General features: G+C 74.3%; 18 protein-coding genes. 9 read left to right on the top strand and 9 right to left on the bottom strand.

Annotated elements, in window-relative coordinates; all coding sequences use genetic code 11:
• Window positions 1-15: 15 nt before the first annotated feature.
• Both ABZ321_RS54710 and ABZ321_RS54705 read right to left on the bottom strand, forming a co-directional pair.
• The gene (locus tag ABZ321_RS54710; protein WP_354904424.1) at window positions 16-813 is read right to left on the bottom strand and encodes a metallophosphoesterase; all 798 of its coding nucleotides are present in this window, start codon (window positions 811-813) and stop codon (window positions 16-18) included.
• A complete protein-coding gene (locus ABZ321_RS54705) occupies window positions 810-1,709 on the bottom strand; it encodes a diacylglycerol kinase family protein (protein WP_354904421.1) in 900 nt (299 codons plus the stop codon). The genes ABZ321_RS54710 and ABZ321_RS54705 overlap by 4 nt, the downstream gene beginning before the upstream one ends.
• Before the next feature lie 162 nt (window positions 1,710-1,871).
• Here ABZ321_RS54705 and ABZ321_RS54700 point away from each other — a divergent pair, with 162 nt between their 5' ends.
• From ABZ321_RS54700 to ABZ321_RS54680, 5 genes are all read left to right on the top strand, one after another.
• Window positions 1,872-5,141 (top strand): DUF5127 domain-containing protein, encoded by a 3,270-nt coding sequence (locus ABZ321_RS54700; RefSeq protein WP_354904478.1) that lies wholly within the window; start codon window positions 1,872-1,874, stop codon window positions 5,139-5,141.
• A gap of 4 nt (window positions 5,142-5,145) precedes the next feature.
• Complete coding sequence (locus ABZ321_RS54695) at window positions 5,146-6,900, top strand: glycoside hydrolase family 76 protein (RefSeq protein ID WP_354904419.1); 1,755 nt, start codon at window positions 5,146-5,148, stop codon at window positions 6,898-6,900.
• A gap of 122 nt (window positions 6,901-7,022) precedes the next feature.
• Entirely contained in the window at window positions 7,023-9,014 is a 1,992-nt protein-coding gene (locus tag ABZ321_RS54690) for a SpoIIE family protein phosphatase (RefSeq protein WP_354904417.1), read from the top strand.
• Window positions 9,015-9,063: 49 nt separating this feature from the next.
• Entirely contained in the window at window positions 9,064-9,432 is a 369-nt protein-coding gene (locus ABZ321_RS54685) for an STAS domain-containing protein (RefSeq protein WP_354904414.1), read from the top strand.
• Between the two features lie 34 nt (window positions 9,433-9,466).
• Entirely contained in the window at window positions 9,467-9,844 is a 378-nt protein-coding gene (locus ABZ321_RS54680; protein WP_344499638.1) for an SgcJ/EcaC family oxidoreductase, read from the top strand.
• Here ABZ321_RS54680 and ABZ321_RS54675 read toward each other — a convergent pair.
• The 5 genes from ABZ321_RS54675 to ABZ321_RS54655 are packed head-to-tail and all read right to left on the bottom strand — an operon-like array spanning window position 9,837 to window position 14,399.
• Window positions 9,837-10,718: an NAD(P)H-binding protein gene (locus ABZ321_RS54675; protein WP_354904412.1), complete on the bottom strand. Its 882-nt coding sequence runs from the start codon at window positions 10,716-10,718 to the stop codon at window positions 9,837-9,839. The two genes, ABZ321_RS54680 and ABZ321_RS54675, sit on opposite strands and share 8 nt — an antisense overlap.
• A gap of 9 nt (window positions 10,719-10,727) precedes the next feature.
• Window positions 10,728-12,671 (bottom strand): hypothetical protein, encoded by a 1,944-nt coding sequence (locus ABZ321_RS54670; RefSeq protein ID WP_354904410.1) that lies wholly within the window; start codon window positions 12,669-12,671, stop codon window positions 10,728-10,730.
• A 9-nt stretch (window positions 12,672-12,680) separates the two neighbouring features.
• A complete protein-coding gene (locus ABZ321_RS54665; protein WP_354904407.1) occupies window positions 12,681-13,328 on the bottom strand; it encodes an ATP-binding cassette domain-containing protein in 648 nt (215 codons plus the stop codon).
• Window positions 13,322-13,858, bottom strand: a complete 537-nt coding sequence (locus ABZ321_RS54660; protein WP_344499646.1) for a PadR family transcriptional regulator — start codon at window positions 13,856-13,858, stop codon at window positions 13,322-13,324. Before ABZ321_RS54660 ends, ABZ321_RS54665 begins: the two co-directional genes overlap by 7 nt.
• Before the next feature lie 34 nt (window positions 13,859-13,892).
• Window positions 13,893-14,399, bottom strand: a complete 507-nt coding sequence (locus ABZ321_RS54655; protein WP_354904404.1) for a diadenosine tetraphosphate hydrolase — start codon at window positions 14,397-14,399, stop codon at window positions 13,893-13,895.
• A gap of 23 nt (window positions 14,400-14,422) precedes the next feature.
• Here ABZ321_RS54655 and ABZ321_RS54650 point away from each other — a divergent pair, with 23 nt between their 5' ends.
• Complete coding sequence (locus ABZ321_RS54650; RefSeq protein ID WP_354904401.1) at window positions 14,423-14,941, top strand: hypothetical protein; 519 nt, start codon at window positions 14,423-14,425, stop codon at window positions 14,939-14,941.
• A gap of 4 nt (window positions 14,942-14,945) precedes the next feature.
• On the opposite strand, the gene ABZ321_RS54645 is transcribed toward ABZ321_RS54650, so the two are convergent.
• Complete coding sequence (locus ABZ321_RS54645; protein WP_344499652.1) at window positions 14,946-15,656, bottom strand: HD domain-containing protein; 711 nt, start codon at window positions 15,654-15,656, stop codon at window positions 14,946-14,948.
• 74 nt (window positions 15,657-15,730) lie between these two features.
• Between ABZ321_RS54645 and ABZ321_RS54640 the strand changes: the two genes are divergently transcribed.
• A complete protein-coding gene (locus ABZ321_RS54640) occupies window positions 15,731-16,654 on the top strand; it encodes a zinc-binding dehydrogenase (RefSeq protein ID WP_354904476.1) in 924 nt (307 codons plus the stop codon).
• Here the strand turns inward: ABZ321_RS54640 and ABZ321_RS54635 are convergent.
• Window positions 16,651-16,995 (bottom strand): helix-turn-helix domain-containing protein, encoded by a 345-nt coding sequence (locus ABZ321_RS54635; RefSeq protein ID WP_344499654.1) that lies wholly within the window; start codon window positions 16,993-16,995, stop codon window positions 16,651-16,653. The two genes, ABZ321_RS54640 and ABZ321_RS54635, sit on opposite strands and share 4 nt — an antisense overlap.
• A gap of 69 nt (window positions 16,996-17,064) precedes the next feature.
• On the opposite strand from ABZ321_RS54635, the gene ABZ321_RS54630 reads away from it, so the two are divergent.
• Complete coding sequence (locus ABZ321_RS54630) at window positions 17,065-17,541, top strand: group II truncated hemoglobin (RefSeq protein WP_354904398.1); 477 nt, start codon at window positions 17,065-17,067, stop codon at window positions 17,539-17,541.
• 34 nt (window positions 17,542-17,575) lie between these two features.
• A partial coding sequence (locus tag ABZ321_RS54625) for an Hsp70 family protein (RefSeq protein ID WP_354904396.1) occupies window positions 17,576-18,657 on the top strand: 1,082 nt, incomplete at its 3' end.

Genomic DNA, 18,657 nt, shown 5'->3' with positions numbered 1-18,657 from the left:
ACTCTAGAGCGTCGATCAAGCGATGGTCCTCCATCGGTGGTTGTCGCGGATGTACGCGTCGTGCCGGCCCGACTCGAACCGGTCGCCGGACCAGCGCCGTGCCGTGACGGTCAGCTGGTCGCCGGTGGCCTCGATCAGGTTGAAGCTGTTCGGTTCGCCCTTGAGGCGGTCGGAGAACGCGGTGCCGGACTGCGCGACGACGAGGCCGTCGACGAGGCCGCTGTACGCGAGGTGCACGTGCCCGCCGAGCAGCAGGTCCGCCCGCCCCCGCAGGTGCCGCAGCGCCGGACCGGACCGTCCGACCAGGCCGCGGGCGCGCCCGGCGGCGGTCAGCAGAAACGGGTGGTGCGCGACGAGCACCCGCAGGTCGCCGCCGGGCGCCCCGTCGAACGCGGCGGTGACGGCGGCGATCTGCCGGGCGTCGAGCCGGCCGCGTGACCAGTCGTGGTGCGGGCCCCACCGGCGCGCGGTGGTGACCCCGACCGCGGTGACGCCTTCGCCGGACCAGGTGACCAGGCCGTCCGGGTCGGTGCCGAGGTGGCGGCGCCACGACCGCCACGGCCGGGCGAACCGCGTCCACACCCGCCAGCCGGGCAGGTCGTGGTTGCCGGGGACGACGACCGCCGGGGCGGGCAGCTCGTCGAGGAACGCGCGGACCGCCCGGAACTCCGCGTCGCTCGCCGTCTGGGTCAGGTCGCCGCACACCGCGACCAGCGCCGGCGCGGCGGCGCGCAGCTCGGCCAGCACGGCCTGCGCCATGGCCGGGACGTGCCGGCCGAAGTGCAGGTCGGAGATCTGCGCGATCGTCGTCACGGCCGGTCCCTCGGGGCGAGCACGGCGAGCGCGCGCCGCCGGAGCTCGTAGTGCAGCGGCACCGTCAGCTGGGCGATCTCGCCGTCGCTCATGACGCTCATCATCGCCAGCGCCGGCGTCTTCACGCGCACGGTTTCGCCGATGTACGTGTGGACCCCGGGATCCCGCTGCCAGGTGCCCCGCACCAGCTTGCCGGCGACCCGCAGGAGGTCCCAGCCGGTCCGGTCGTCGGTCACGTAGACGGCGAGCGTGCCGGCGTCGAGCCGCTGCCGGCCCGGCATCGGGGCCGGTCCGGCGTCGAGAGGGTTGCAGGAGACCACGACGGCCCTGGTGCGCGCCTCGTACACGCGCCCGTCGACGTCGATCGTCAGCCGCAGCCGGGGGTACCGCCGCAGCAGCCGCCAACCGCGTCCGAGCAGCCGCACCGTGCCGGCGCCGCGCCGCCCGCGCGCGTGCTCCCGGAGCCGCCCGAGGTGCGGCATCATCGCCAGCGTCGAGCTGCACAGGAACGGCACGCCGTTCACCGTCGCCACGTCGATCCGGCGGACCGGCGCCGCCAGGAGCGCCCCGACCGCGCGGTCCAGGTCCTCCGGCACGCCGAGGTCGCGGGCGAGCACGTTCATCGTGCCGGCCGGCAGCACCCCGAGCGGGACGTCGCCGCCCAGCATGCGCTCGGCGACCGCCCGGACGGTGCCGTCCCCTCCGGCGACGAACACCGCGTCGGGCTCGCCCTTCAGCAGCTCCTCGACGTCGGCGGCGAGGGTCTCCGGGGCGAACGCGCGCACCTGCGCCGTCACGCCCGACTCGCCGAAGCGCCGGACGAGCCGCTCCTCCGGCGGGTCGCCGCCCAGGAACGCCCCGGACCGGCCGTTGTACACCACCGCGACGCGCTCCACGGGCGGATCGTACGAACCTTGCCGGGCCGGCCGCTGTCGCGCGGGTGGCCGTTGGCTTTCGTGAATATTGATAAGGACTGTTGACAGTATGCGTGCGGAATTGTTTGCTGATGTCGAATCCGTCGGCCCTTCCACCGCCATGGGGAGCCCAACGTGACATCGATGCCACACGCGTCCCGCCGGGACGTCCTCCGGCTCGCCGCACTCGCCGGGCTGGCCGGCGCGGCCGGGGTCACCCTGGACGCCGAGGCGGCCGAGGCGTTGGCGGCGTCCACGTTCAGCCCGATCCGGCCGCCGGCGACGCCCCTGGCGGTCCGGTCGCCGTACCTGTCGACGTGGCTGCGCGCCGACACGCTTGCCGGCAACTGGCCCACGTTCTGGGCCGGCGCCGCGACCGCGATGACCGGCATCGTGCGGGTCGACGGCCGGCCCTACGTGTTCATGGGCTCGCCGAGCGGCGGCTGGCCCCTCGCCACGCAGACCGCGCTCGTCGTCACCGCGACCCGCTCCACGTTCACGATCACCGCCGGCGCGGTCCGCCTCGAGGTCGAGTTCCTGTCGCCGGTCGACCCCGCGAACCTGCGCCGCCAGTCGGTGCCGATGAGCTACCTGAGCGTCACCGCGACCGCCACCGACGGCGGCAGCCACGCCGTCAGCGTCTACCTCGACATCTCCGGCGAGTGGGCGCACGGCGACCGGACGAAGCAGATCGGCTGGAGCACCGCCGTCGTCGGCGACCAGCGGGTCCACACCTGCGCACCGACCAGTCCGACGGTCCTCGGCGAGGCCGGCGACCAGGCGTCCTGGGGGACCGTCGTCTTCTCCACCGACGAGGTCGCCGGGCTCACCTGGCAGACCGGCGCCGACGCGACCGTCCGCGCCCGCGGCGCGGGCAATGCGACCCTGCTCAACACCGCCGACACCAACCAGCCGCGGGCCATCGACAACGCGTGGCCGGTCCTCGCGTTCAGCCGGGACCTCGGCCAGGTCGGCGCCGCCGGCAGCCCCGCGGTCGTCTGCGTCATCGGGCACGTGCGCACGCCGGCCGTGTCCTACCTGGGCGCCGACCTCGACCCGTACTGGCGCACCCAGTGGGCGACCTGGCAGGACATGCTGCGCTGGTTCCGCGCCGACCGCGACGCGGCCCGGGCCGGCGCCGCCGCGACCGACGCCGCCGTCACCGCGGCCGCGCAGCAGGTGGGCGGCACCCAGTACGCGGCGCTGTGCTCGCTCGTGCTGCGGCAGGCGTTCGGCGGCACCGAGCTCGTCAGCCGCGGCGGCGCGCCGTGGGTCACGCTGAAGGAGATCTCGTCCAACGGCGACTTCAGCACCGTCGACGTCATGTACCCGGCGTTCCCCGCGTACCTCGCGCTCAGCCCGCGCTACCTGGAGCTGCTGCTCGCGCCGCTGTTCGACTACACCGAGCTGCGGGGGTTCGACAAGCCGCACGCGCCGCACGACCTCGGGGTCTACCCCAACGCGTTCGGCCGGATCGGCACCGACGAGGAGGACATGCCGGTCGAGGAGTCCGCGAACATGCTCATCATGGTCGCCGCGCTCATCGCCCGGATGCCCGCCGCGAAGGCCACCGCCTACGCCACCGCGCACCTGGCGAAGCTGCGGCAGTGGGCCGACTACCTCGTCGCGAACCTGCCCGACCCCGGCAACCAGAACCAGACCGACGACTTCACCGGCTTCATCGCCCACAGCGTCAACCTCGCGCTGAAAGGCATCGTCGGCATCGCCGCGATGGACTCGATCGCCCGCGCCGCCGGCGTCACCACCACCTACGCCGCCACCGCGAAGGCCTACATCGGACAGTGGGCGACGATGGCGCAGAACGGCGGCCGCACCCACCTGAAGCTCACCTACGACGGCGCCGACACCACGTGGAGCCTGAAGTACAACGGGTTCGCCGACCGGCTGCTCGGCACCAACCTGGTCCCGCCGGCGATCGCCGCGGAGGAGGCCGCCTGGTACCTGTCGCAGCAGCACGCCTACGGGGTGCCGCTCGACCCGCGGCACGGGTACACGAAGGTCGACTGGGAGCTGTGGACCGCCGGCTTCCTCGCCGCGCAGCCGGCCGCCCGCGACGCGCTCATCGCCAAGGCGTACCTGTACGCCAACACCACCACGTCGCGGGTGCCGTTCTCCGACTGGCACGACACCGACTCCGGCAACCAGCAGGGTTTCGCGGCGCGACCCGTCATGGGCGGTGCCCTGGCGCTGATGACGCTGCGGTCCGTGCCGAACGGCCTCACCGGCGCGTGGCCCTTCACCACCGGGCCGTCGGACGCCAGCGACAACGGCAACGACCTCGGCGCGGGCGGCACCGTAAGCGGCGGCGCACTGAACCTGACCGGCTCGACGGCGCCGGTCACCGCGCGGCAGGTGGTGCGCACCGACACGAGCTTCACCGTGATGGCCCGGGCCAACCCCGGTAGCCTGGCGGGCTTCCGCACCGTCGTCAGCCAGGACGGCACCCGCCTGTCCGGCTTCTACCTGCAGTACTCCGCCGCCGACAACCGGTGGGCCTTCACGATGCCCGCCGCCGACACCGACAACGCCGCCGCGACCCGCGCACTGTCCACAGTGGTCCCAACGCTCAATGCCTGGACGCACCTCGCCGGTGTGTACGACGCCGACGCCGGCCAGCTCCGCCTGTACGTCGACGGCGTCCCGCACGGCAGCGTCGCCTACACCACCGCCTGGCGCGCCGCCGGCGGGCTCGCCGTCGGTCGCGGCAGGTGGAACGGCGCGCCCGCCGACTTCTTCATCGGCGGCGTCGACGACGTCGCCACGTTCGGCCATGCGCTCACCGCCGCCGAGATCGCCGCCGCCGCGGGGATCAACGCCGGCCTGGTCCGCGCGTTCGAGCTCGACGCCGCCGAGGCCGGCCTCACGGTGTCCGGGAGCGCCGCGTACAGCGGCGGCGCCCTCACCCTCACCGGTGGTTCGGCGGCGACCGCGGGGTCCCTTGTGGACACCGCCGGAAGCTTCACGGTCGCCGCGTGGGTCAACCTCACGTCCACCGCCAACTTCGCGACCGTGCTGAGCCAGGACGGCGCCCAGGGCAGCGGCTTCTACCTGCAGTACTCCGCCGCCGACAACGCGTGGGCCTTCGCCATGCTCGCCTCGGACACCGCCGGCGCCGCCGCGACCCGCGCGGTGTCGCCGTTCCCGCCGCAGGCCGGCGGCTGGACCCACCTCGTCGGGGTCCGCGACGCCGCCGCCGGGCAGCTGCGCCTCCACGTCAACGGCGTCCTCGTCGCGACCGCCACGAAGACCTCGGCGTGGGCCTCGAGCGGGGCCTTCGCGATCGGCCGCGGCAGGTGGAACGGTGCCGCCGCCGACTTCCTTCCCGGCCAGGTCGACCGGGTCAGGGTCTGGAACCGGGCCCTGACGACCACCGATGTCAGAGTGCTGAGGTGACCTCATGCGACGCGTCCTGGTGTCCCTGCTGCTGCTCGGGTTCATCGTGCTGCCCGGGCCGGCCGCGCACGCCGCGGCCGCGATCTGCGCGCTCTACTGCGACACCCGCGACCCGTCGCTCGCCCGGCAGGAGACGTTCCCCGTCCCGACCGTCGTGATCAACGGCCGTCGTCTCGTGCTGCACGTGTCCGATGTGGACGGCATGGCGTGGGGCAGCATCGACGCCGGCGTCGTCGGCGACTCGGTGTGGCTCGACCGGTCCTTCGACGGCGGCGCCACCTGGGACGGGCTGCTCGGCAAGGCGTCGATCCCGGGCACCTGGACCGGCACCCGCACCCTCATGTACAACGTGGGCGACCCGTCGCACCACCGGCGGGGCGTGATCCGGGCGTGCGGCGACGCCGGCGGGGTCACCTGCACCGGCTGGAGCCACCTGCCGCTGTGCGCACCGACGTGCGACGGGGCCTCCGGCGGTACCGACGCCGAAACCGTCAGGACGACCAGCCTCAACGGCCGGACGTTCGGGCTGCACCTGGACGCGGCCGGGATGGCGTGGGGCACCATGTCGGGCGCGCAGGCCGGCGACGAGGTGTGGCTGGACCGCTCCTGGGACGCCGGTGCGTCCTGGCCCGGCGGCTCGCTGCTCGGCCGCACCACGGCGGCGCGCACCGCCAGGTTCAACACCGCCGATCCCGTGTCGCTGCTGTACGGCGGCGCGATCCGGGCCTGCGGGCGGGCCGGCTCCGTCACCTGCACCGCGTGGGCGCGCCCGTCCTCGTACCGTCCCTCGGCGATGGCCGACGCGCTGATGTACTCCTACGACCCGAGCACCGCGTGGTGGCCGTCGAGCTGGTGGAACTCCGCCGTCGCGCTGCGCACCGTCATCGACTACACCCGCCGCACCGGCGACAACCGGTACCTGTGGACGGTGCGCCGGACGTTCGACGTGAACCGGGTCGCGTTCCCGGCCGGCGCCCGCTCCTCCGACCCGATCGACGGGCACTTCATCAGCCGCTCCATCGACGACAGCGCCTGGTGGGGCCTGACCTGGGTCGCCGCCTACGACCTCACCGGCGACCGCGCCTACCTCGACGAGGCGGTCACCATCGCGTCCTACGTCCACGGCTTCTGGGACACGTCCACCTGCGGCGGCGGCGTGTGGTGGGACCGGGAGCGCACCTACAAGAACGCGGTCACGATCGGCCTGTACGTGCGGCTCACCGCGGCCCTGCACAACCGCCTCGCCGGCGACACCACCTGGCTGCAGCGGGCCGTCACGTCGTGGAACTGGTTCACCGCCAGCGGCATGATCAACGCCTCCGGGCTGGTCAACGACGGGCTCACCACCGGCTGCGCCAACAACGGGCAGACGGTGTGGAGCTACAACCAGGGCCTCGCGATCGGCGCCGCCATGGAGCTCTACCGGGCCACCGGCACCGCCGCCTACCAGGACCGCGCCCGCCAGCTCGGCACGGCGGCGCTCGCCTCGCCGCTGGTCCGCTCCGGCGTGCTCACCGAGGCGTGCGACGTCGCACCCTCCACCTGCGACGACAACGGCAAGCAGTTCAAGGGGATCTTCATGGGGTACCTGGCGGAGGCGGGCACCCAGTTCCAGTCGTTCCGCACCACGCAGGCGAACACCGTGTGGAACGGCCGCGACTCCCTGAACCGGGTCAGCTCCCGCTGGGCTGCTTCCTCGTCCGCCCCCGCGGACTGGCGCACCCAGGCCAGCGCCCTGTCCGCCGTCCTGTCCGGCTGACCGGGCCCCGCCCGGATCGTCGCCCGATAGGGCGCCCGGCCTGAGCTGTCCAGCGGCCCGGCCGCAGAAGTGGTAGAGAAAGAGGGGAGGCGCATCGGCCGTCATACGGGAGGCTGTGGGAAGTGCCTGATCAATTGCGGGACGAGGACGAGCTGTCCGCCGTGGTCGGCGACCCGGGCGTGGTCCGGTCGGTGTACGAGGAGCTGCCGGTGGTGTCGTACGCCACCGAAGGGCCGGACCACCGGATCGTGGCGACCAACGCCGAGTTCCGGGCCTACACGGGGCGCGGCCGCATGATCGGGATGTCGTTGCGGGAGGCGTTCCCGGAGTCGATGGGCCAGCAGATCGTGCCGATCTTCGATCAGGTGCTGGCCTCGGGGCAGCCGGTGCATCTCCGCGGCTTCCGGGCGCAGCTGACGCGGCAGGACACCGGGGAACTGATCGAGGTGTTCACGGACCTGAGATGGCATCCCCGGCACGGACCGGACGGCGCGGTCATCGGGGTGATCGTGGACCTGGTCGACGTGACCGAGCAGGTGCGGGAGCAGCAGGCCGAGCAGCAGCGGACGGCCGACGCCGAGCGCCGCTACGAGCAGGCGCGCGACGTGATCACGGCCCTGCAGCGCGAGCTGCTGCCCGCCGGGGTGCCGGTCCTGCCCCGGCTGCAGGTGGCCGCCAGCTATCTGCTGGCGGACGCCGACACCGCCGCCGGCGGTGACTGGTTCGACGCCTTCACGCTGGCGGACGACAGGGTCGCCCTGATCGTCGGGGACGTCGTCGGGCACGGCGTGACCGCGTCGGCGACGATGGGTCAGCTGCGCGTGCTGGTGCGGGAGCGGCTCGCCGCCACCTCGGACGTCGTGGCGGCGATGACGGCGCTGGATGCCGCCGCTGCCGGTATCCGTGGGGCGCGGGCGGCCACCGTGTGCGTGGTGGTGATCGATCCGGCCGGCGGGGAGCTGCGGTACTGCACCGCCGGCCACCCGCCGCCGCTGGTGGTCTCCACCGCGGGGCAGGCCAGGTTTCTGCCTGCCACCGGCGCCGGTCCGGTCGGCGTCGGCGGGGCGTTCACCGACGCGTCGGTCGGCAAGGATCAGCTGGCCGACGGGGAGCTCGTCCTGCTCTACACCGACGGCATCCTGGAGCGGCCGGGGCGGGAGCTGGCCGGCACCTCGGTCGAGCTGGCCGAGGCGGCCGCCGACATCGCCGCCGACCGGGCATTGCGGGGTGACTTCGACTCCCCGGCCGAGCGCCTCTGCGTGCAGACCCTCGAACTGCTGACCCGGGCCACCGGGCACACCGACGACATCACGCTGCTCGCCGCGCAACGCGTCAGCCCGCCGCCGGCGCTGGACCTGCCGGTGGTCGCGGACCAGCGGTCGCTGGCGCCCCTGCGCGAGCGGATGTGGGCCTGGCTTGCCGGGGCGCGCGTCGGCGGGCCAGACGCCGACGCCCTCATGCACGCCGCGATGGAGCTGGCCACCAACGTCGTCGACCACGCCTGGATCGACTCGGCGGACGAGCACACGTTCACCGTCACCGCCGCCCTGACCGACACCGGCCACGTCGACGTGCGGGTCGCCGACCGGGGCCGCTGGCGGGAGCCCGCCCCGTCCGCCGATCGCGGGCTCGGCCTGCAGATGGCCTCCCGGCTGGTCGACAGCCTGCGCATCGAGCACGACGAGCAGGGCACCACCGCCACCGTGTCGCACCAGGTGAGCCAGCCGGCCCGGCTGCTGACCGTCGGCGACCTCGCCTGGGCGTCCGCCCGGCCGCCCGCCCGCACCGAGCTCCTGCTGGTCCTGGAGCAGCCATCGGCACCGGGCCCGCGCATCCGCGTCGACGGCCCGGTCGACGCCGCCACCGTCGCCGAGTTCGACCGCGCGATCCGCAACGCCGGATCCACCGGCACCCGGTCGCTGACCGTCGACCTGACCGGCGTCACCCACCTGGCCAGCGCCGGCGTCGCCGCCCTGCACCGGCTGACGGCCCTGCACCGCGACAACGACACCAGTCTGCGGCTCTACGCGCCCGTGGGGGCTCCCGCGGAAACGATCATGTCGCTGGTCGCCCTCGACCACGACACCCTCGACCCCGACGCCGAGGCCGACTGAGGAACCGCACCGTGACCGGCTCCACCCAGCACGTCAGAACGGTGAAACCATGGAACCTGACCGTGCCCAGGCCGTCGTCACACCGGTCATCACCCCCGAGGCCCTCATCCTGCGGATCGTCGGCGACGTCGACGCCGACACCAGCTGGGACGTGCACGCCGAGTGCTGGGCGGCGGTGGCGTCCATGCCGCCGCCCAGCCTCGTCATCGTCGACCTGCTCGCGGTCGAGTTCCTCAGCGCCGCCGCGGTCCGGCTGCTCCTGCAGTTCGCCGACGCCTGCGGCGCCAAGGGGCTGCGGCTGTGCCTCATCGTCACCCCCGGCACCTTGCAGCTGCGGATCCTCATGCTGGCGGGCCTGCACCAGCGCGTCCCCATCTTCCCCGCCGTCAACGACGCGTTCGGCGCCGACGAGGCTTGACCTGAAGCCCGGTTGAGGTCGGATGGTGTCCGGCATGGACACAGCGATCGCAGCGATCCGGGACGTCGTCGGCAGGGTGCAGGACGCGCAGCGGCGGGAGGCGGTCGACGACTTCGTCGCGCTGTTCCGCCACGACGCGGTCTGGACCACGGGGCACGGGAAGCGGCTGACCGGCCGGGACGAGATCGGCGAGTTCACGCGGAAGGTGCTGCCCGGCGCGATGCGCGGCACGACCGTCACGTATGAGCTGGTCGACGTCCTGTTCATCCGGCCCGACGTGGCCGCCGCGCGGGTCCGGCAGACGACGGTGTCGCCGGACGGCACCGCCGAGGGCAGCCCCGTCTACGTGATGGCCCTCGAGGACGGCCGCTGGCTGCTGACCGCCTGCCAGAACACCCCGGTCGTCAGCTGAGGTCCCTGAGGTCCGCCGCGTGGTCGCGGGCCCACTCCGCGAACGTGCGGGCCGCCCGCCCGGTCACCGGCGTCGCCGTCGGCAGCTCCACCGGGACCGGCGCAGTGGACTCGACGGTGGCCTCGACGTCGGCGGAGGGCGCGTTGCCGGAGTAGTCCTCGAACCCGAGCAGGAAGTCGGCGTTGGCCGCCGCGAAACCGCCCTGCGCGCGGTACAGCTCCCGGGCCCGCCCCGCGGTCACCACCTCGAGCCGCACCGGCCGGCCGGTCGCCGCGGCGATCGCGTCGACCTGCTCCCGGCGGGTGATCACCGCGGGGCCGTTCACGTCGTACGCCCTGCCGTGGTGCCCGTCCTCCAGCAACGCCACGGCAGCGACGTCGGCGATGTCGGCCTCGTGGACCGGGCACCACGCGGCGTCGGGGAACGGTTCGCGGACGACGCCCTCGGCACGGATCGACGGTCCCCACAGCCACAGCTTGTTGAGCATGAACTCGCCTGGGCGCACGTGCGTCCACCGCAGGCCGGAGCCCTCGACGGCCCGCTCGACCGGCAGGTGGAAGTCGGTGTCGTATCCGCCGGTGACGGCGCCCGAGGACAGGGTGACGATCCGCTCGACGCCGGCCCGCGCCGCCAGCTCCACCACGTCGTGGGCGGTGCGGGCGACCGGGAACAGGTACATCCGCGAGACCCCGCGGAGCGCGCCGGTGAGTGACGCCGGGTCGTCGAGGTCACCGCCGAGCACCTCGACACCATCGGGGAACCGTGCCGTGCCGGGCGAGCGGGTGAGGGCGCGGACCCGCGCTCCCTGTGCGGCGAGCCGCTGCACCACGAGCCTGCCCACGTTGCCGGTCGCGCCGGTCACCAGGATCGTCACGCCACCATCCTAGGCGCGGCGCAGGTCGGTGGCGGTGGCCCTGCGGCGGACGGCGGCGGGCGCGATCGCGGCCAGGACGCCCAGCAGCGCGGCCGCGACCCACAGCGCCGGGGCCGTGGCGCCCAGGACGTCCGATGTGGACAGTGACAGCGTCCGGGTCCAGGCGGCGAGCACAACGCCGGCGCAGCCGCCGGCCAGGGCCAGGGCGACGGCGAGCGGGACCGCGGCGGCCAGGAACTCCGCCGCGGCGACCGTGCGCCACGGCGCGCCGAGGACGAGGAGACGGGCGTTGCGCCGGCGGTGCTGCAGGAACCGTTCGATGGCGCCGACCCCGAACGCGGCCCCGGCGAGCAGCGCGGCGACGGCGAGCGTCACCGACAGCAGGACCAGCCCGGCGGAGCGGTCGAAGCCGTGCGCCGACTCCAGCGGCCCGCCGAGCGGGACGGGCCGGACGTCGCCGGCTCGCTCCAGGTAGGTCGCCGGGAGGTGCGCGGCGACGTACGCGGCGAACGCCTCAGCGTCGGCCGGATCGGTGGAGACGGTGACGATGGCGTGTCCGCCGCCGCTGGACGACCCGATCACGCGGTCGACGCCGGGTGCTTCCGCCAGCCCGGCCTCCGGGCCGACGATCACGTAGGTCGCCTCCGGGGTGCCGTTGCGCGGGCTCGGGCCGGTCCATTCGGCGTAGCCGGCAGCGGCGGCGAGGCCGACCACCGACAGGAACATCGCCACGGCGACCGACGCGACCTGCCGCGGCGCGTGGGACGGCGTGTGGTCCAGGCGCCGGCCGGCCAGGCGCACCTGCACCGGGCCCACGGCGGCGAGGCGGCGGCCGAGCCAGGCGGTGAGCACGGGCACCGCCGCCGGTAGGCCCGCGGCGCACAGCAGGACGCCGCCGGCGAAGAGGGTTGCCTGCGCCGCGAAGGGCAACCCCGGCACCAGTACCGACGCCGCCGACGCCACACCGAGCACCGGGGTGAGCAGACGGCCCGCGCTCGGGCGCGGCGCCGGAGAATCGAGGGTCGGCTGAGGCCAGCCGTAGTCGTCGAGATAGACGGCGAGCAGCGTCAGCCCGGCCACCACCGCGGCGATCATCGCGGGTGGGGTGTGCACGTCGGCGGCGAACCAGTGGAACCGGCCCAGGTGCCAGCCGCCCGACAGCGGCCGCAGCAGGAGCAGGAACACGCCGGTGCCCAGCAGTGCGCCGAGCGCGGAGACGACGCCGATCTCGGCCGCCTCGACCAGCTCCGCCTGGCGGCGGCTGGCACCCATACGGTGCAGCGTGGTGGATCGGCGGCTCGGCACGCCGGGGGCCACCGCAGAGCAGGTGGCGAGCAGCACGCCGAGCGGGAACAGCAGGAACAGGGTGAGCGCGGTGGTGACGATCCGCTCGCCGATGTGGTACTTCTCCCACGGGATGGGCGGCTCGCCGTGGGGGCCGAAGCCGATGATGACGGGCGCGCCGGCGAGCGCCGCGGGGTCGACACCCACCCAGGCGCGCAGCTCGTCGGGGGCGACGAGGCCGGCGGGGCCGATCGTGCCGACGATCCGCTGCGGGAAGCGGGCGCGGGCCCGCGGGTCGGTGCGGATGAGCTCGGCGAGCGCGGGCGAGACGACGGCCTGGTCGGGCAGCGGGACCTTCGCCAGCCCCGGTGGCACCTGCGGATCCCGGCTTCCGACGGCCGCGACCGCGAACCGGACGAGCTCCCGCCCGCCGATGCTGTCCTGGATCATGGCGAAGCGCGTCCCGCCGTCCTTGTCGACCGGGCCCGCGATGATGTCGCGTGCGGTCTCGCGGTGGTCCTGCGCCTCGATGACGCCGGGGGCGGCGAGCGCGCCGAGCAGCAGCACGGCGCCGATCGCGGTGCCGGACGCCATCACCGCCATCCGGGCCCACGCCCGGCGTCCGCCGGTGAAGGTGAGCCGGATCCCGAGGCGCAGCCAGGGTGCCATGTCACGTCCTCAGATCGGGGAGTCGGCGGGCCGACCGTCGTGGAGGAAGACGGTGCGGTCGGCGTACGCGGCGACGCGGGCCTGGCGCGTGGCGAGCACGATCGCGGCGTCGCGGCGGCGGGCCGCACCGGTGAACGCGTCGAGGAGCAGCTCGCCGGCGGCGTCGCCGACGGCCATGACCGGCTCGTCCGCGAAGACGACGGCGGGGTCGTGGACGAGCGCCCGCGCGACGGCGGCCCGCAGCACCTGGTCGCCGGGCGCCTCCCAGGGCCGCCGGTCGGCGACGTCGGCGAGATCGAGCTCCTTGAGCAGCCCGGCCGCGGAGTCGCGGCGGCCCTGCAGGCGCAGCGGCAGCTCCACGTTCTCCAGCAGGGACAGCTCCGGGATCAGGTCGCCGGACTCGAACACGAAGCCGAAGCGGCGCAGGCGGATCGCGCTGCGGGCGTCGTCGGGCAGCCCGTTCAGCTCCTGGCCCTCGAAGGTGACGAGGCCGCCGTCGGGGACCAGCACCCCGGACAGCACGTGCAGCAGCGTGGACTTGCCGCTGCCGGCGGGCCCGACGACCGCCACGACCTCGCCCGGCGCGACGGACAGGTCGACGTCGTCGAGCGCCTGCGCGGCGCCGAACGCGAGCCGCAGCCCCCGGCCCGTCAGCACGGGTGCTCTTGGAGGCTCGCCCGGATGCGGTCGATGCGGGGGCCGGCGGCGTCGATCCAGCGCAGGTCGGCCTCGAGGTGGAACATCTCGAAGTCGGCGTCGAGCTGCTCGATCGGCTCGCCCGCCGTGCGGACCTCGCGCAGCTGCCGCATGCGGGCCATGTGCGTCTGCCGCTGCCGCTCCAGGATCCGCTGCGGCTGCCGGCTGGTCAGCAGCGCGACCACGATCTTGGCGAACAGGACCTGCCGGGCGGCGCGCAGGTCGGGCAGCTCGGGCTCGGCGAGCCAGCGCTCCAGCTCCTCGACGCCGGCGCCGGTGATGCCGTAGAGCCGCCGGTCCGGGCCGCCGCCGGGCTCGACGCCGACCTGCTCGGTGAGCCCGGCGTCGGCGAGGCGGCGCAGCGACGAGTACACCTGGGCGGAGGCGACCGGATGCCCGCCGGCGAACCAGCGGTCGTACCGCTGGCGCAGCGTGTACCCGTACTGCGGCTGCCCTTCGAGCAGGCCCAGCAGGGATCGACTGACCGACATGTGTCGGACAGTACCGCAACTAGCAACCGCGTTGCTAGAGTCCTGGGAAGTCCTCCGGGACGCGGGCCGGCTCGTCGTACTCGGCGCTCAGCCGGGCGATCTCCGCGGCGAGGTCGGCCCGCAGCTGGTCGTGCCCCGGCCCGAGCGGCACCGTGTGCGCCGCGGCCGGGTAGTGGCTGACCGGACCGCGCAGCAGCTCCGGCGGCTCCCACCCGTACCGCGGGTGGATGTGCGCGTGCAGGATCGGGTCCAGGTTGCCGAGCACGCTGTAGTTGACCCGCCGGAATTGCGGATCGTGCCGCGCGCACACGGTCTGCACCGCCTCACCGATGAGGTCCACGTCCGCCAGGAAGGCCAGGCGCCGGGAGCGCGACAGGTCGGCCAGGCGGTCCGCGGAGGGGTCGTCGGACAGCAGGAGGCAGTAGCCCGGCAGGAACTGCGTGTCGCCGATCACCGCGAACCCCGACGACAGCCGGGCCAGCACGGTTGGGTTGCGACCTTCCAGTGCCGACCGGATACGGTCTTTGCGCCAGTCGTCCATCGCCGTCACGGTACCGTCAGCGCATGGGGACGAGCTACCAGACGCTGCTCGTGGCCGCCGCGCTCGGACCGGTCTGCGACGCGCTGGCCGTGGCCGGCGTCGACGCGATCGCGCTGCCCGCCGCGCCCGACCGGACCGCGGTCATCCCGCGCGAGGGCGACCTCGAGTTCGCCGACCCCGGCGACCTGGCGGAGCGCATCGGCGCCGGCACCGGCTGGGCCACCCTGGCCAACGTGGTCGAGGACTCCGACTGGCTGCAGCTGGAGGCCTACCGGGAGGGCCGGTTCGTGCACCGGTACCGCTCCGACCGCCCCACCCCCGACGACGCCGCCCGCCTCGCCCCGTTCGGCACCGGCGAGGTCGACACCACCCGCCTCGGCCGGGCGCTGCGCGGCGAGTTCGACGGCACCGGCCCCGTCTACGCCGAGTTCCAGCACCGCCTCATCCTCAACGCCCTGCACCTCGACCCGCGCGGCCTCACCACCGCCTACCGCTGGGCCGATCCCGGCGACCTCCCCGGCGCGGTCAGGGTGGCCCCGTAGCCGGTCACGCCGGGTCCAGGATCGCGGCGAAGCGCTCCTCGGCGAGGTCGAGCTGGCGGAAGATGTGCTGCTTCACCAGCCGCGACAGCGGGGTGTCGGGCCGGGCCACCAGCTCGCGCAGGACGGGGACCAGCGGCCGGTACTTCGCCGCGGACGAGGCGACCTTCGGCCCCGTGGTGTGGATGACCCCGACGCCGTTGTCCGTGAAGTCGGAGACCTTCAGCACCCGCGCCCACGGCTCCCGTTCCAGGCTGTCGCGCACGTGCTGCCGGTACTGCGTGTGCTTGTCGACGGCCGGGTCGTAGACCGGGTTGGTCACGGCCGCGACGAGCCGCGCCGTCCGCTCGCCGAAGCGCGCGGCGAGCACCGCCAGGGCCGCCTCCGCCGTCGCGCCGGGCGTGCCGGCCAGCTCGTCCGGGTGGTCCTCGACCGCGTCGTGCAGCACCGCCGCCACGATCACGTCGACGTCGCCGACCTCGTAGTGGTGCATGATCCGGATCGCCACGCGCAGCAGATGGTTGACATACGGCTCCCGCACCCGCCGGTCGTCCTGGTGCAACCGCGCCGCCAGCTCCAGCGCCTCGACCAGCCGCTCCCGCTCCTGGGGCGCGAACCGCTGCACCTCGAGCCGGTACCGCTCCCGCAGCCCGTCCTCCCCGTAGACCTCGGTGATCGCGTGCATCGGCATCGTCGCGAGATACGCCGGATAGTCCATCGTCAACTAATACCGGATCACGGCAACCGCCGGGTTGACCTGAACCCAAGTTGAGGTTGCACGATCGCCGGGTGATGCGAGCTGTGTGGTGGCGTGCGGTCGGTCCCCCGTCGGTGCTGGAGCTGGGGGAGGCGGACGAGCCGGTCCCCGGGCCGGACGAGGTGCTGATCCGGGTGGAGGTGGCCGGGATCACGTTCATCGAGACGCAGACCCGGGCCGGCCGGGCCCCGAAAGCGGGCGCGGTCCCGCCGGCCGTGCTCGGCAACGGGGTCGGCGGGACCGTCGCCGCGGTCGGGCCGGGCGGCGACCCCTCGCTCGTCGGGCGGCGGGTCGTGGCGAGCCTGAACGGCACCGGCGGCTACGCCGAGCTGGCCGTCGCCGCGGTCCGCGACACGGTCCCGATCCCGGACGGCGTGCCCACGCCGGACGCCACGGCGCTCGTCGCCGACGGCCGGACCGCGCTCGGCCTGCACGAGCTCGCCCGCCCGCGGCCGGGTGAGACCGTGCTCGTCGAGGCGGCCGCGGGTGGCGTCGGCAGCCTCCTCGTGCAGCTCGCCCTGGACGCCGGCGCGCGCGTCATCGGGGCGGCGTCGGGGGAGCGGAAGCTGGCCCTGATCCGCGACCTCGGCGCCGAGGCCGTCGACTACACCGCGCCCGGCTGGACCGAGCCGTTCAAGGACCTCGACGTCGTGTACGACGGGGTCGGCGGCGCCATCGGCCGCGCGGCCCTCGCCGTGACGGCCGGCCGGTTCGTCGTCCACGGCGCCGCGGGCGGCCCGCCGACCCAGCCCGGCGACGGCGTGACGGCCTTCGGCTTCCCGAACCTGCTGGCGATCGGCCGCCGCGCCCCGGAGCTGGCGACCCGCGCCCTGCGCGCCGCCGCCGAGGGCCGCCTGCGCCCGGTCATCGGCCAGACCTTCCCCCTCGCCCGCGCCGCCGACGCCCACGCCGCCATCGAGTCCCGCCAGACCATCGGCAAGACCCTGCTGGCGGTCTAACCGACGGGGGTGCCGGTGCGGGCGGCGCGGGCGGAGCCCCAGTCGTAGAGGGCCTGCAGGACCGGGGCGAGGCTCGCGCCCTCGTCGGTGAGGCGGTATTCGACGTGCGGCGGGACGGTGCCGTGGTCGTGGCGGGACACCAGGCCGTCGGACTCCAGCTCGCGCAGGCGCTGCACCAGCATCTTCTCGCTGATCTGCGGCATGCGGCGGCGGAGCTCACCGTACCGGTGCACGCCCTCCTTCAGGTGCGCGAGGATCACCGGGCGCCAGCGGCCGCCGATCACGTCGACGGCGAGCTCCACCGGGCAGTGGTAACGCTTGTCCGCCACGGGTTTGTTCAAGCCGGGCCCCCTACTCACCAGAAGGTGCGTACTTGATCGATAACCGCGGGGTGTGGTCGGGTGTTCCCCATGAGCGATGTTGACTCATCCAAGACACCGACGCTGTACGAGTGGGCCGGCGGCACCGAGGCGCTGAAGAAGCTCACCGAGGCGTTCTACCGCAAGGTCCCGCAGGACGAGGTGCTCGCGCCGGTCTTCGCGCACATGAGCCCGCACCATGCCGAGCACGTCGCGGTGTGGCTGGCCGAGGTGTTCGGCGGGCCGGCCACCTACACGGAGCGGCACGGCGGCTACCCGTACATGCTGAGCCAGCACCTCGGCAGGGCGATCACCGAACAGCAGCGGCGCCGCTGGGTGAACCTGATGCTCGACACCGCCGATGAGGTCGGGCTGCCCGGCGACCCCGAGTTCCGGGCGGCGTTCGTGGGCTACCTGGAGTGGGGCACGAGGCTGGCGCGGGAGAACTCCCAACCGGGCGCGCAGCCGCCGAAGGAAGCGCCCGTCCCGCGCTGGGGGTGGGGTGTCGCGCCTCCGTACCAACCGTGAGACAACGGGCCTGTAGGACATTTAGCCTGAATGGGTGGGAGGCTATCAGCTGAGCGTCGACCTCGGCACCTCGAACACCGTTGCGGTGCTCGCGGGGCCGGACGGCGTGCACCATCCGCTGCTGTTCGACGGCGAGGAGTTCATGCCGTCCGCGACGTGTCTGGACAACGCGCCGCACCTGCTCGCCGGCCGTGACGCGCTCGCCCTCGGCCAGTCGTTCCCGGACCGGCTCGCCGCGTACCCGAAGCGCTGCGTCGACACCGGCGGCGTCGTCCTCGGCGGGGTCGAGTGCCCGGTCACCGACCTGTACGCGGCGGTCCTGGCCCGCGTGGCGGCCGAGGCGCGGCGCGTCGCGGGCGAGCCGATGAGCACCGTGACCCTCAGCCATCCTGCCTGCTGGGACCGCCGCCAACAGCAGACGCTCACGCGCGCCGCCGCGAAGATCGGTCTGGGCCCCACCAGGCTCGTTGCCGAGCCTGTCGCGGCGGCCCTGCACGTCGTCGACTCCGGCGTCCTCGACGTCCCCGACGGCATGTCCCTCATCGTGTACGACCTGGGCGCCGGCACCTTCGACGCCGCCGTCGTCTGCCGGACGGGCGCGACGTTCGAGGTCCTCGCGCAGCGCGGCCTGCCCGACGCGGGCGGCCTCGACCTCGACGCGGCCATCGTCAGGCACCTCGGGGCCGTGCTCGCCGACGACACCATCCGGTGGGAGCGGCTCACCCGCCCGCAGACGGTCGAGGACTGGCGGGCCGGCCGGCGCCTGCTGGACGCGGTCCGCGCCGCGAAGGAACTGCTCTCCGTGGCCGAGTCCACCACGATCCAGGTGCCGCTGTTCGAGGAATCGGTCCTGTTGGACCGGAAAGATCTGGAGAAGGTCGCCCGCCCGCTGCTCGACCGGACGGTCGAGGCCACCTGCGGCGCGATCACGGAGGCGGGCATCATGGCCGAGGAGGTCGCCGGCGTGCTGCTCATCGGCGGCGCCTCCCGCATCCCGCTCGTGTCCCGGCTGCTGCGCGACCGGCTCGGCTTCGAGCCGACCCTGGACCGCCGGCCGACGCTCGCGGTCGCCGACGGCTGCCTGCCGGTCCGCCCCCGCAACGCCGCCCGCCGCCC

The organism is Dactylosporangium sp. NPDC006015, from assembly GCF_040614215.1.
GTDB lineage: Bacteria > Actinomycetota > Actinomycetes > Mycobacteriales > Micromonosporaceae > Dactylosporangium > Dactylosporangium maewongense.
The sequence above is the reverse complement of the archived record's forward strand: the minus strand, read 5'-3'. Positions and strand labels throughout refer to the sequence as shown.